Annotated in this window: 4 protein-coding genes; 3 read left to right on the forward strand and 1 reads right to left on the reverse strand. The window is 47.3% G+C overall.

Annotated elements, in window-relative coordinates:
• Positions 1-169: 169 nt before the first annotated feature.
• On the reverse strand, positions 170-4,573 hold the full coding sequence (locus tag U0033_RS32665; protein WP_177318646.1) for a hybrid sensor histidine kinase/response regulator transcription factor: 4,404 nt from the start codon (positions 4,571-4,573) through the stop codon (positions 170-172).
• 287 nt (positions 4,574-4,860) lie between these two features.
• On the opposite strand from U0033_RS32665, the gene U0033_RS32670 reads away from it, so the two are divergent.
• The 3 genes from U0033_RS32670 to U0033_RS32680 all read left to right on the forward strand — a co-directional run bounded on the left by U0033_RS32670 (position 4,861) and on the right by U0033_RS32680 (position 14,833).
• Positions 4,861-7,143: a glycoside hydrolase family 31 protein gene (locus U0033_RS32670; RefSeq protein WP_072362980.1), complete on the forward strand. Its 2,283-nt coding sequence runs from the start codon at positions 4,861-4,863 to the stop codon at positions 7,141-7,143.
• 1 nt (position 7,144) lies between these two features.
• A complete protein-coding gene (locus tag U0033_RS32675; RefSeq protein WP_083571632.1) occupies positions 7,145-11,419 on the forward strand; it encodes a sialate O-acetylesterase in 4,275 nt (1,424 codons plus the stop codon).
• Positions 11,420-11,716: 297 nt separating this feature from the next.
• On the forward strand, positions 11,717-14,833 hold the full coding sequence (locus U0033_RS32680; protein ID WP_072362977.1) for a SusC/RagA family TonB-linked outer membrane protein: 3,117 nt from the start codon (positions 11,717-11,719) through the stop codon (positions 14,831-14,833).
• The last annotated feature ends 4 nt before the right edge of the window (positions 14,834-14,837 follow it).

Below are 14,837 nucleotides of genomic sequence, written 5' to 3' on the forward strand. Positions count from 1 at the left end.
TGTATAAACCTGCCTCTTTTTTCCTGAATATGGTTGTCATTCCCCCTGGTGAATTTCCTCCTTCATGAATGTTTTATTGAAAATGGTTGTCATTTCCCCTGGTGAATTCCGTTTTTCATTTAGAATAGACCCGGTTCCAATTGACACACTCCCTCGATTACGAAGTTTTTTAACCCGCTGCTTTCACCTTTTTTAAATGTACACTGGGGGGTACCCCAAACTGTGTTTTAAAACATTTACTGAAATAAAACGGATCATTCATCCCCACTTTATAAGCTACCTCCGCTACCGTATATTCACCGGTATTCAGTAACTCTGCCGCCTTCTTCACCCGGACCAGCCTGATATATTCATTGGGGGAATATCCTGTCAGCCCTTTTACTTTTTTATAAAACAAGGTCCTGCCCATCTTCATCGCCAGGGCAAAATCATCTACTGAGAACTGTGCATTGTCCAGGTTCTTTTCAATAATCATATTGATCTTTTCCAGGAATTGCTGATCCGCTTCATTCTCTGAAATATGTACGGCAAAGAAACCGGGATCATTTGCAAAGCGCTTCCTGATCTTTTCGCGTTGTTCTATGATCCTGATGATACTCGTGAGTAAGAACCGGGTACTAAATGGCTTCGTAATGTAAGCATCTGCACCGGCATCAATGCCCTGCAGCTGATGTTCTCCGGAGGATAATGCTGTCAGTAATATTACGGGAATATGACAGGTCTGGAACTCACTTCTTATTTTATGGGTGATCTCCAATCCGTTCATTTCAGGCAGCATGACATCACATACGATCAGGTCAGGCGATTGTGCTATGGCCTGTTCCAGGCCTTCCCTGCCATTGGCCGCAGTGTAGATATGGAAATAACGACTGAGTGTAGTAGCCAGGTAAGCCGAAATATCCGGGTTGTCTTCAATGATCAATACACTGTAGCGTGAACTGGGGGCAACGATTGCTGCTGTATCTGTATCATCGATAAAGGGCAGTACAGGTGCTTTGCAAATAGTTTGTTCCACGATTTCATCAGCTACATACGCCAGTTTGTGAACAGGCAAATTGACAGTGAATGTAACGCCGGCATCTGCATTGTTTTCAAAGCTGATGGTACCCTTGTGTAAGGTGACCAGTTCTTTTGTCAATGACAGGCCGAGACCTGTACCGGTAGGGGAGAAATTGAGTTGGGTGAAACGTTGGAATACCATGTGCTGTTTCTCGGCAGAGATAGCAATACCATTGTCAACTACCTTGATGGTAAGCTGGTGATCTATGTGTACAAGCAGGTCAATTTTACCGCCGGCAGGTGTGAATTTATGTGCGTTGGACAATAAGTTATAGAGTATTTTATCCAGCTTGCCCTGGTCTACCCAGGCCATGCAGGCATCTACATTTGCACGAAATGACAAGGTGATTTGCTTTTGTGCCGCCAGGTCCGTAAAACCATTACAGATGTCCTGTATGAATTGAATCATTTCCGTTTCCTGTACCTGTAACTGCAGTTTCTTATGCTGTATTTTCCGGAAGTCCAGGAGCTGGTCAGCAAGGCGCATGAGGTGTGCGACCTGTCTTTGCATAATATGCAGATGCTTGTTGCCGGATTGCTTACCGGGAATTAATTGTTCCATGGCACTCACAATGAGTGACAGGGGTGTTCTGAATTCATGAGAAATATCTGTAAAGAAATTGAGCTTATATTCTGTCAGTTCTTTTTCCAGGGTCACTGCATGTTGTAGGCGATGAATGCGCCTGTTGATCACGATGACACACATCACCATACCGATGATCAGTGCAAGTGATAACATAATGGCTACATTCGATCTCCAGAATGGCGGTAATACCGTGATCTGTATGCGTGCTTCATGTTTGCTCCAGCTACCGTCGTCATTGGTACCCCGTACTTTGAATGTATATTTCCCGGGAGGCAGATTGCGATAAGTAGCCACATTGTAACTGGAGGGCGCATTCCATTCATCTTCATAGTTTTCTAGGATATAGGTGTATTTATTCTGCTGCGGATTCCGGAGTGCCAGTGAAGCAAAGGAGATACTGAATACTTTCTGACCCGGTTCTAAGGTGATGGACCTGGCAGTGCTGATAGATTCTTCCAGTACTACGGGATTGCCGGCCACACTCAGCCCGGTCAGTAATACGGGGGCATCTGCATTGCCATTCTTCAATTGCCCCGGGAAGAAACTGTAAAACCCATTCAGACTACCCCAGAGTAGCTGCCCGTTCTCCCTGCGAAAACACGCCCCTTCTGAGAATAAATTGCCTAATGGATTGTTGGCAAAATAGAAGACCTCGAATGTGCTCTTTTCAGGGTTGAAACGGGTTAATCCATTTTCTGTACTCACCCAGAGATTACCTTGTGCATCTTCGAGCATGCTATTTACCACATCGTGCGAAAGCCCCTGTTCAGTGGTGTAATTGATAAATGTCTTTTTTTGTGGTACAAACCTGCTAAAGCCACCACCGGTGGTGCCTATCCAGATCCTTCCCTTATGATCTTCGCAGAGACTTTTGATTTCATTACTACCCAGGCCTGCCTGATAGGTGGTGATGTCATTATTGCCCGCCAGCAGGTGTTCGGGATTAAATACGAGCAGGCCATTGTTTGTGCCGGCCCAGAGCTGGTTATGCTGATCCTGCAATAAACAGCGGATGTATACAGGGTTCACGCCATCATGAAAGAAGTTTTGCCATTCCAGTTGATTCCCACCCTTGTAGGTAGCGAGATATAAACCACTGCCAAAGGTACCGACCCACATTCTTTGCTGGCGGTCCTGCATGATGGTATACACTAATCTGTTATCTCTGCTGGGCAATAAAAAATGCCTGGCTTTTTGCTGGAGGGAATCGCGGTGTACGATGTATACGCCATCGCCTTTGGTGCCAATCCAGAGATAGCCCCTTGCATCTTCGGTCATACAGTAGATGTTTGCGCATTGGCCGGGGAGCAGGTGATCTAAGGAGCGGTTTTTTTCGAGGTGATCATTGTATAGATACAAAGCCCCATTGCGTGTACTGACCCAGATGCGTTTGTAGCTATCTTCGAAGATGGTCTTTACCCCATTGGCGGCATAGCGTTCCGGGGTTTGTGCTTCGGGGAAAATATGGGTCACATGCAGGGATTGCGGTGTGAGTTTTTGCAGACCGGTATGTTCGGCACCTACCCAGATCAAACCGGCGCGATCGGCAATGACGCTGAGCAGGTAATTGGTACTAAGGCCATTGGGATTGTCCGGATCATATACAAAACGTTGCAGCTGCCGGTTTGTTTTATCAAAACAATACAGGCCACCGCCATAGGTAGTGATCCATACCTTGCCTTTATGATCTGCTGCAAAAGCAAAGCGGCAATCGTCGATGACCTTCATGACGCTGGCAGGGATCAGTGTAATGCGCTGACTGAATGCCTGCGCGGGGTCAAGGTACCAGACGTTGCCGGTGTGGTTATTGACCCAGATGCCTGCGTCCTGGTCTGTCTCAATATCTATATGGCCGGGGATGTCTTCTCCGAATAAGCGGGTGGTGGGGATGAGACGATTGTTTTGGAGGTCAGCTATTTTCAGGCCATCCTGCTGGGTGCCCAGTAAGATCCGGTTATTGGGTAGGATAGCGGCATCTGTGAGGATGGTGCCGGGTAAAGGATCGTTGAAAGTACATTTGTTAGTGTGCAGGTCATGGATAAGGATCCCCTGTTTTTTTATAAAATACAATTGCTCCGCCTTTGTGATGGCTTTTATAAAGTTGCCTTCATACAGTGGTATTGCATTTCCCTGTTTGTCCAGCTGGTATAAGTTCTTATCTGTACCTATCCATTCTGTATGCCGGGAGTCTTCGAATATAAAATGTACCGAACCTAAGTTATAGTGGCGGCCATTGTGGAGGCAGCCGTTGGTTTTGCTATAGAGCCATACGCCTTTTGTCGTTTCAAAGAGGTGGTCGTAGGTGAGGTCGGCGCTGTCGGGTATGATATTGATGAAGGTTTCTTTGCCGGGGTCAAAGCAATGGTAATGCCCTTCGGCAGTTTTGACCCAGATAATGCCTTTTTTGTCTTCATAGAGGGAGCGGATGCGGTTGTCGCTAATGGGCTGTGTGATGCCGGTATTGGTGCGGTATACGGTGAATTTTCTGCCGTCGTACCTGTTCAGGCCATTGAGGGTGCCAACCCAGATAAATCCTTTTTTATCCTGGAGCAGGCAGCGTACGGTATTTTGGGAGAGGCCGTCGTATGTGGTGAGTTGTTCCAGCCGGATATTGGCGGAGGGATCGGTGTTGGTTCGGGAACTTGTGTGAATTTCCCCAGGGGGATTCGTGTAGGTTTTATTGGCTGTTCCGGTATGAGTTTCCCTGGGGGAACTTGTGTGAATTTCCCTGGAGGTATTTGTGTAGGTTTTACTGGCGGCTCCCGTATGAGTTTCCCTGGCAGTACCAGCCTGCGTCTCCCTGACGGTATTTGTTCGGGTTTTCTTTTCCGGATTTGTATCGACAGGGCTGGCCGAAAGAATGGAAAGCCCGGTTAAGGACGGCAATAGTAAGCCGCATAACAAATGGAAGTATTGTTGCAGTCGCATAACGTTTTTCTTTGCCGGCATCAGGTGGAACTAGCCGGATGGAATTTATAAAGCCTGAATCAGTTCGTTCGTATGAGCAATATAAAAAAATAACCCCTACTCATTATCCTATAGTGTCATAGCAACACTTTTTCGCACATTTTTCTATCCTTTTGTCAATTTTTCCATGCCGCTGACCACATTTTTACAGGGTTTACTACAATTATCCATTGCACAATTATGGGATAGGAGATAGATTTGAGGCTATGATCAGGTCTATATTTACGATAATTTGTTTGTATGTGATAATGCCAGCCCGGGCACAGCAATTTACCCGGCAGGGGAATGCATTTCAAATTCACACCGCAGCACAGTCTTTTCAGCTGGAATTTTGTACACCGACCCTATTCAGGGTGAGTTATGGTAACCCTGCCAGGGAGCCTTTGATGGTAACAAGGTATGCCTGGGATAGTGTGTCGGTACAGGTCAATGATGGAGATGGGAAATTACAGCTTACCACCAGCGGTCTCAGGGTCGTGGTTGGCACAACGGGGTTACTGGAAGTATATGATTCCAATGGCCGCTTACTCTCTGCTGATAAAAGCAGGGATTCTTCCGGCATCAAAAAAGTACTTCAGGCAGATGAGCACTTCTTTGGCTTTGGAGAGCGAATGGACTTCCTGGATCAGCGGGGTAAAAAAGTGCAGCTCGAGGTAGGCAGGGGTAAGGAGAAGCCGCATATTGTAGGTGCTTACAATGTTTTGCAGGCGAATTACAGCCCGGTACCTTTTTTCATGAGTACAAAGGGCTATGGTATTTTCCTGCATACGACCTATAATTCCAGCTGGGATATGGGGAATACAGCTTTAGATACCTATAGTTTCTCTGCTGCCCGGGGGCCACTGGAATATTACTTTATATACGGCCCTCAGTTTACAGATCTTTTGGATCAGTATACCGGTCTGACCGGTAAGTCTCCTTTATTGCCACAGTTCGCCCTTGGACTGCATGTAGGCACCTATAGCGGTGGTACCTGGGGCCATGAGGAACTGACTTCTTCCGCCTATGTGATAGAACTGGCTCGCCGGTTCAGGAAGATGGGCATCCCGGTAGATATTCTTTTCCTGGATTCTACCTGGCGATTATTTGGGGAGAACGGAGGTAAAGGAGCAACTTCTTTTGAGTGGAGAGAGACCTTTAGTAATCCGAAGGCAATGTTCGACACCCTGTACAATTTACATTATAATATGGTGGGCCTGCATATCCGGCCAAGGATAGACAATGGTACACGCTATAAATTGTTAGACACTGCGAGGAGTTTACATTATACATATCCGGAGGCGAATAACCCCGGTGAGTTCATCAACTATTTTGATTCTGCCGCTGTGAGCTGGTGGTGGCAACATGCTGCCATGAAAGTAGCCGCTGCTGGTGCACGTTTTTTTAAGACAGACGAGGGCAGCGCTTTTGGTGCCCTGGCCAATGAAAGTGCAAAGACCGGCCCCGGTGGCCCTGAAGCCCAGCGCCTGCACAATGTATTCCCGATCGCGTATGCGAAGGCGGCGTACGAGCAGTTTGCTGCTTATAACCAAATGCGTGGTCTGAACCAAACCCGCGAAGGCTATGCCGGTATTCAGCGTTTCCCTTTCATCTTTGCGGGTGACTGGCCCAGTCAATGGCAGTACTTTGAACCGGTGATAAAAGCGGGTTTGAATATAGGCGTATCCGGTGTCGGTTACTGGGCGCATTGCATGGGGGGATTTGAGCAAGCTGCAGATCCGGAATTGTATGTACGCTGGGTACAGTTTGGTATGCTAAGCCCGGTGGCTTTATTATTCGGCATGGATCATCCGGGCTATAAAGAGCCCTGGCGTTATGGCCGGGAAGTCACCGAAATCTTTAAGCAATATGATGAAATGAGGTATAGCCTGCTACCATATCTTTATAGTGCCAGCTATCATCAGTATAAAACCGGTACGCCCATCATGAGCGCCCTTGTACTGGCTTACCAGGATGATGTAAATGTTTACAACATTGCAGATCAGTACCTGCTTGGAGAGAATATCATGGTATGCCCGGTTACAGAAAAAGGGGCGGCCACCCGCGTGGTGTATCTACCACAGGGCGAATGGATCGACTACTGGACAGGCCGGCATTATGAGGGAAAGACCTACCTGAATGCCGTATGCCCGCTTGACAAAGTACCTATCTTCATTAAAGCAGGCAGCATTATTCCAAAGCAGCAGGTGGTGCAGTATGTAGGGCAGCGTGTAATCGACAATGTGATACTGGAAATATATCCCGGCACTGAGAGCAAGGCAGACCTGTATACCGATGATGGCAAAAGCCTGCAATATCAGCAGGGGAGCTATGCAATTACCCACATAGATCAGCGGACAGAAAATGGCAGCTGCCGCATACACATCAGTGCACCTGAAGGGAAATTTAACGCTCCCACCAGGACCTTTACCCTCAGGGTGCATTTAGACAAAGCTCCTGCCAATGGCAAGGGGCAATACGATGCCGCTGCGCAGGTGTATACCCTCACAGGCATCGAGGCCAGTAAAGAAAATACGATACTCATCAACTGATATGAAACAAACTGGATTGATAGCATTGCTGCTTGGCTGTATGCTGTCTGTAAAAGCACAAACAATTTCCCTGAAGGGAGAATGGCAGTTCACCACTGATTCTGCCGGACAATGGAGCACCGTGAAACTACCGGGTTCTATGCTGGAAAACGGGAAGGGCACAGATGTGTCGGTGAACACGAAATGGACAGGGAGTATCTATGATAGCTCCTGGTACTTCAATCCTGAAATGGCGAAATACCGGGTGCCGGGGAATATTAAATTTCCTTTCTGGCTTACACCGGCAAAGACCTATGTCGGTCCGGCATGGTATCAGAAAGTAGTTACTATTCCGGCTGACTGGAAGGACCGGCGTATTACATTCACTATGGAAAGACCGCATTGGGAAACAGTGGTGTATGTAGACGGGCAGCGTGCCGGTATGCAGAATAGTATGAGTGCGCCACATATATATGATTTGTCTGCCTTGCTGCCCCCGGGGAAGCATACAATTTTGGTGCGTATTGATAACCGGATTAAGGAGGTCAATGTAGGACCCGATTCACATAGTATAACAGATCATACACAGGGGAACTGGAATGGAACGATCGGCAAACTGGAATTGAATGCAGGGAGTACAATATGGATGGAGGATGTGCAGGTATACCCGGATGTGAAGAATCATGTGGCGCGGTTGAAAATAATAGTGGGTAGGAAAAATAAGGGAGCTGTAGGCGGCCATATCGTTGTGTCTGCGAATAATATACCAGCGAAGGAATTTCCGTTTCAACTGAAAGAGGACACGGGCACTGTGGTGGTCGATTATCCAATGGGGAATGATGTATTGCTGTGGGATGAGTTTCATCCTAACTTATACACTTTGCAGGTACAGCTGACACCTGCGGATGGTGAGGCCAGTGTAAAGAACATCATTTTCGGTATGCGGGAATTCAGCATCTACAATACCCGCTTTATGGTGAATGGCAGGCCTGTATTTCTGCGTGGTACGGTAGACAATGCGGTGTTTCCTTTAACGGGGTATCCGCCGATGGATGAAGCCAGCTGGATGCGTATTTTCCAGAAAGCGAAATCATATGGTCTGAATCATATGCGTTTCCATTCCTGGTGCCCGCCGGAAGCTGCTTTCAGCGCGGCTGATAAAGTAGGTTTTTATTTGCAGCCGGAAGGACCCAGCTGGGCGAATCATGGTACCTCACTGGGCGATGGTCTGCCGGTAGATCAATACATTTATGATGAAACCAATCGCATAGCGAAAGCATATGGAAACTATGCATCTTTCTGTATGCTCGCTTATGGCAATGAACCCAAGGGCGGTCACCAGGTAGATTACCTCACGCAATTCATTGCCTACTGGAAAGAGAAAGATAACAGGCGTGTATATACAGGCGCCTCTGTAGGTAATAGCTGGCCCCTGGTGCCGGACAATGAATACATGGTAAAGGCGGGGGCACGTGGTCTGCGCTGGTCTACATTGCCGGGGAGTGATTTCGATTACTATGAGCGTATCAAAGATTTTCATGTACCCTATGTCAGCCATGAAATGGGGCAGTGGTGTGTGTATCCTGACTTTACTGAGATACCCAAATATGCAGGATTATACAAGGCAAAGAATTTCGAGATCTTCCGCGACCAGCTGAACGCACATCACATGGGTGCACAGGCGAAAGATTTCTTTATGGCTTCCGGGAAATTGCAGGTCCTGTGTTATAAAGCTGAGATAGAAGCGGCGTTGCGTACACCTGGTCTGGCGGGCTTCCAGTTATTGTCCATCAATGATTATCCCGGTCAGGGCACGGCATTGGTAGGAGTATTGGATCCATTCTGGAATGAAAAACCTTATGTCAGCGAAAAGGAGTGGCGGCGTTTTTGTAGTCCGACGGTATTGCTGGCAAGAATACAAAAGTTTGTATATACCAGCCGGGATACCCTGCATGCAGCTATATCAGTAACGAATTTTGGAGAGAAAGCATTGGGTGCTTTGCAGCCTGTATGGAAGATAAAAGACAAGACAGGAAAGGTATTGCAGCAGGGTACATTCCCTGTTACGAATATTCCATTAGGTGATAATATCCCTTTAGGTGAATTGCATGTGCCTTTAAATTTTAATGGAAATGTAATTTTAGAGACCAGTCTGGATGGTACGGAAATAAGCAACAGCTGGCCGCTGTGGGTATATCCGCCTGCGTTAGAAATCACTGATAAAGGGGTGTATGTATGTGATACACTGGATGCTACCGCACAAAAAGAATTACAGAACGGGGGCAAGGTGTTACTGCTGGCAGCAGGCAAGGTACAGCAGGGGAAAGAAGTGATACAAAACTTTACACCGGTGTTCTGGAATACATCCTGGTTTAAGATGCGACCGCCGCATACGCTGGGTATTTTAGTGAACCCCAAGCATCCATTGTTTGCAGATTTTCCAACCGATTATTATAGTGATTACCAGTGGTGGGAGCTGGTGAATAATACGCAGGTGATGGACCTGTCAGATTTCCCAGCAGGCCTGACCCCGTTGATCCAGAACATAGATACCTGGTTCCTGAACAGGCGAATTGGGATGGCGGTAGAAGCGAAAGTAGGGAAGGGGCGTTTGCTCATATCAAGTATTGACCTGAAAAAGGAAGGGATCGTTACCCGGCAACTGCATTATAGTTTACTGAAGTATATGCAGTCAGCTAAATTCAATCCTGCTGTAGAGGTGAAGCTGCCGGTGATCCAGGAATTGTTCAGACCCGGTGCATCCAGGAAGATTAACCTGTATACGAAGGATAGTCCGGACGAATTGAAGCCGACAACATTACGTTTGCCATCAGTAGTGGGAGATCATATGGTGTTGCAGCAAAATGCGGAAGTGAATATCTGGGGATGGGGGAATGCCGGTGAGAAGGTGACGATCCGGAATAACTGGGATAATAAAACGATAGCGACGACGGTGGGTAAAGATGGACGCTGGCAGGCGGTATTGCCTACGGCTAAAGCAGGTGGCCCTTATACACTGGCGATAAATAATATTCGCCTGTCTGATATTTATTTAGGGGAAGTATGGCTTTGCTCAGGTCAGTCAAATATGGACATGACAGTGGCCCGCGAAGACAGGTATTGGTGCGGGGTATATAATGAAGCTGCAGAAGTGGCAGCAGCAAATTATCCCTTGATCCGTGTGTTTGATACGGACTTTACGCCGACAGATACGATTCAGTCTGATGTAAAAGGGAAGTGGGAAATTTGTTCACCAGCAACGGTTGGTCATTTCTCTGCTGCTGCTTATTTCTTTGCCCGTCATCTGCAACAGCAATTACATGTACCGGTAGGTTTACTCACGACGGCTTATGGTGGCAGTACAGCGGAAGCATGGATAAGCAAAAAAGAATTGGCTACACATAATTTCCAGTCCTTATTAGATGTATATACTGCGCGGAAAGCGGGTTATGATACAAGCTTTGTTGCACGAAGTAAATATGCGGTAGCTTTAGAGAAATATAACACAGATGCTGCTGTGGCAAAGGCGGAACATAAAGACCCACCGAGAGCACCGAAGGACCCTAATCCCCAGCATGATCAGCATAGTCCGGCAGTGTTATACAATGGCATGGTAGCACCGCTGGTTCCTTATACAATTAAAGGAGCAATCTGGTACCAGGGAGAATCCAATGCAAACAATCCAAACATTTATCGTTCACTGATGGAGACATTGGTAGCGGGATGGCGGGCGGAATGGCAGCAGGTAGAATTCCCTTTTTATTATGTGCAGTTAGCGAATTATGGTAAGCCGGATTCATTGGCAGTGAAAGAGAATGGAACGGTGTTAATCAGGCAGGCGCAGCTGGAGAATTTAAGTATTCCGAATAGTGGGATGGCAGTGGCGATAGATAATGCAAACCCGGAAGATCCGGGGAATATACATCCGAAGAATAAGCAGGAGATCGGGCTGCGATTAGCTTTGATCGCAGAGGCGAAAACCTATGGACAGAATAATGTCTACAGTGGTCCTGTGTATTCAAAGATGGAAATAAAAGGGAAGGAGATCCGTTTGTATTTTGAACATACTGATGGAGGATTGGTCGCGAAAGGCGATACATTGAAAGGGTTTGCGATTGCAGGTGCGGATCAGAAATTTGTATTTGCGAATGCAAGGATTGAGGGGAATACAGTGCTTGTATCAGCACCCGGAATATCAAAACCATTGGTAGTAAGATATGGATGGGCAGGTAATCCTGTTGTGAATTTGTATAACAGGGCCGGGCTGCCTGCAAGTCCATTTAAAACAGATAAATAATTTGCATTTTGACCAAATGCAGGTCATACCAGTTCCGCTGGCAAAAAACAGTTTCTACCGAAGGTGGGAACTGTTTTTTTTTGCTCATTGCGATTAAATCACCATTAAATAGTACAAATTTCCATTGTTCCCCTACACCCCTGCGCCTACTTTTACCCACATGGAATCGCATTACCAACAACAACGGCTTACGCGTCTCAAACGATTAGAAAAACTATTACTCATTCTTATTATATCGGCTACCGCACTGGTGGCCTGGCTAATCTTTTTCAATTAGTATCAACCAACGAAAGCGTTATGAAAAAACTTCTATTGCTGGCTGCATTGCTCATTCCGCAATGCCTCTATGCAGCATTCGCCCCCGTAACAGGACAAATCGTGGACGATGCAGATCAGACACCATTAATCGGCGTGAGTGTGCAGGTGAAAAATACCCCCAGAGGTACCACCACCAATGCCCAGGGACAATTCACGCTCGACGTATCTAACAATGCAACACTTGTGATCTCTTATGTCGGTTATGAATCGAAAGAGGTCACCGTCAGTGGCCCACATCTCAGCATCCGTTTATCCAAGGTAAACAGAGGATTGAATGAGGTCGTCGTTATCGGCTATGGCAGCGTTGCTAAAAAGAACCTGGTCGGCGCTGTAGCATCTATCGGCGAAACCCAGATCAAAGATCGGCCCATCACCCGCATCGATCAGGCCCTTGCTGCCCAGATGCCCGGAGTGCAGGTACAGTCTGTAACCGGTACACCCGGCGCCGCTTTACAGATCAGGGTGCGGGGTGCTGCCTCCGTATCAGGCAGCAATGATCCCCTGTACATTGTAGACGGTGTTCCCGTAGAAGACCTTGGCGACATGGACCCTGCTACCATTCAATCCGTAGACGTGCTCAAAGATGCATCGGCGGCAGCGATCTATGGTGCCAGAGGTTCCAATGGTGTAGTGCTCATCACTACCAAAAGAGGGAAAAGCGGCAGACCCGTTATCGCTTTCTCTGCTAACTATGCAAGGCAGGCACCGGAAAAATTAGTAGCCATGATGTCGCCCACACAATGGATCCAATTGAAGAAAGATCTCATTGATTCCTCCTGGACAGCCTATGGCAGAACCAAAGGGAAGAACTACCAGGCCGGCGATAACATGAATTTCCGGGCAACAGAATTAGGAGGTACTACCGCCAATACGCATAAACTGGCCAACACTACCTACATGTACGATCCTTACTGGAATTACGGTACAGACAGTCTCGATTTCGTAGACTGGCAGGATGAATTCTTCCAGCCGGCATGGATGCAGAAATACAATCTCTCTGCATCCGGCGGCAATGAAAACGTGGCCTACCTCTTATCGGGTGAATACATGGATCAGGATGGGATGGCTGTGAACACCGGTTATAAGCGTTATACCTTCCGTTCTAACATGGAAATAAAACTCAGCGATCGCGTAAAACTGGGTTTGAATTTATCACCTTCTATCTCCTGGACAGACGGCGCCGGTATTGATGGCCGCGGAGGAATAGGGCCTTCAGTAGCAGGTACCGCACCTATCCAGGAGAAAGGTGTCGGTGTACACTCCGGTGCCATTGGTACGGATGCGTATCGTTGGGTGGCGGACCAGATCAGCCCTGTGGAAGTGATGGAAAAGACGATGAACAAAACGGAGCTGACGAAACTGCTTTCCCAGATGTACATCAATGCTGCCCTGGCAAAAGGTCTCCGCCTGAACCTGACCGGTGCCTGGAACAGCAGCAGCAGTGACTATAAATATTATCAGCCTACTTCCGTTACTTCTGCCAGGCGTACGGCGGCAGAAGGTTCACAGAGCACCGCTACCCGCAAAACTTCCCGCAATCAATACTACCTCTTCCAGGCTTTGCTCACCTATGATAAACAAGTGGGTAAACATGGCTTTAACTTCATTGCGGGCGCTAGTACGGAAAATAACAATATAGCTACCAGCACCCAGACCAATAAAGTATTCGCCAATGATAACCTGTATACTTTTGACCAGGGATCCTCTACCGTGACAGCCAGTAGTACCACTGAATCAAAACGTACACTGGTTTCCTTCTTTGGCCGTATCAACTACAATTATAACAGCCGTTATTTATTGTCTGTGAGCTTCAGGCAGGATGGTAGTTCCCGTTTTGGGGAGGATTCCCGCTGGGGTGCATTTCCCGCTGCCTCTGTAGGCTGGAGGATCAGTGATGAACGATTTATGAGTGGGCTGAAACATATTTTCAATGACCTGAAACTCCGCTACGCATGGGGGATTGCAGGGAATGACAGAATAGGAGGTGATTACCCTGCCATCGGTTTGGTGACCAGTACAAACTACGTATTTGGTGAAACCCAGGCACAAACCACCGGTTTCTCCGTGACCAGTATCACCAACCCTAACCTGCGCTGGGAAAAAACGACCTCCAATGATGTTGGTTTTGATGCCAGTGTGCTGAAAGACCGTCTCTCTATTTCTTTCGATTATTACGACAAGATGACCAGAGACCTGCTGCTCAGCGTACCCGTGGCCAGGGCTACCGGTTTTACTAAGCAAAATGCCAATATCGGTTCTGTGAGAAACTGGGGGTATGAGATCAACCTGAGCACAAGGAATATCAAAACGAAGAACTTCAACTGGGAGACCTCCCTGAACTTCTCCTGGAACAAGAACAAGGTGGTAAAACTGAACAATGACAACACCCCCATCTACACCGGTTGGGAGAGTACTGTAAAAATAGCTGTAGGAAGGCCTTTATACTCCTATGTTCTCTACGATGCTGTAGGAGTATACCAAACCGAAGATCAGCTTAAAAACCTGCCTAAAAGGGCCAGTACGATCATTGGTGATCCTGTGTACAGAGACGTAAACAAAGACGGCAGTATCGATGCCAATGACATGACCGGGGTAGGTCACCCTGATCCCAACTATACCTGGGGGATGACGAACCGTTTCAGTTACAAGCGTTTCGATCTGTCTGTTTTATTCCAGGGTCAGTGGGGCAACCAGATCTTCAGCATGTTCGGCCGCAACATTGACCGGCCTACTACTGGCCTGGGCAACTACAATGCAAAGCAGGTATGGGTGAACCGATTCCGTAGCCTGAGTGAGCCCGGTGATGGCAAGACTCCCCGCATTGATGCCTCTACAGCCAGTTTGTACGATACCCGCTGGTTATACAGTGGTGCTTTTTACAAGATCAAGAACATCACCCTCGGTTATACTTTCCGCCCTGGAATCGTAAAAGGGATCAGCAGTGCCAGGTTGTATTTCAGCGTAGACAATCTGTGGATGCATGATAGTTATTCCGGTGGTTATTCCCCTGAAGCATTTCAGTATGATTACCTGAGTGACTGGTCCAGTTATCCGACTGCACGCACTTACAGCATGGGTATTAATATCGGATTATAAAAAT

This window comes from Chitinophaga sancti, assembly GCF_034424315.1.
Classification (GTDB): domain Bacteria; phylum Bacteroidota; class Bacteroidia; order Chitinophagales; family Chitinophagaceae; genus Chitinophaga; species Chitinophaga sancti.

What these genes read in the sequence shown, in the direction of transcription:
- U0033_RS32665 (WP_177318646.1), bottom strand. Translation starts at nt 4,573, where the DNA reads ATGCGACTGCAACAATACTTCCATTTGTTATGCGGCTTACTATTGCCG.
- U0033_RS32670 (WP_072362980.1), top strand. Translation starts at nt 4,861, where the DNA reads ATGCCAGCCCGGGCACAGCAATTTACCCGGCAGGGGAATGCATTTCAA.
- U0033_RS32675 (WP_083571632.1), top strand. Translation starts at nt 7,145, where the DNA reads ATGAAACAAACTGGATTGATAGCATTGCTGCTTGGCTGTATGCTGTCT.
- U0033_RS32680 (WP_072362977.1), top strand. Translation starts at nt 11,717, where the DNA reads ATGAAAAAACTTCTATTGCTGGCTGCATTGCTCATTCCGCAATGCCTC.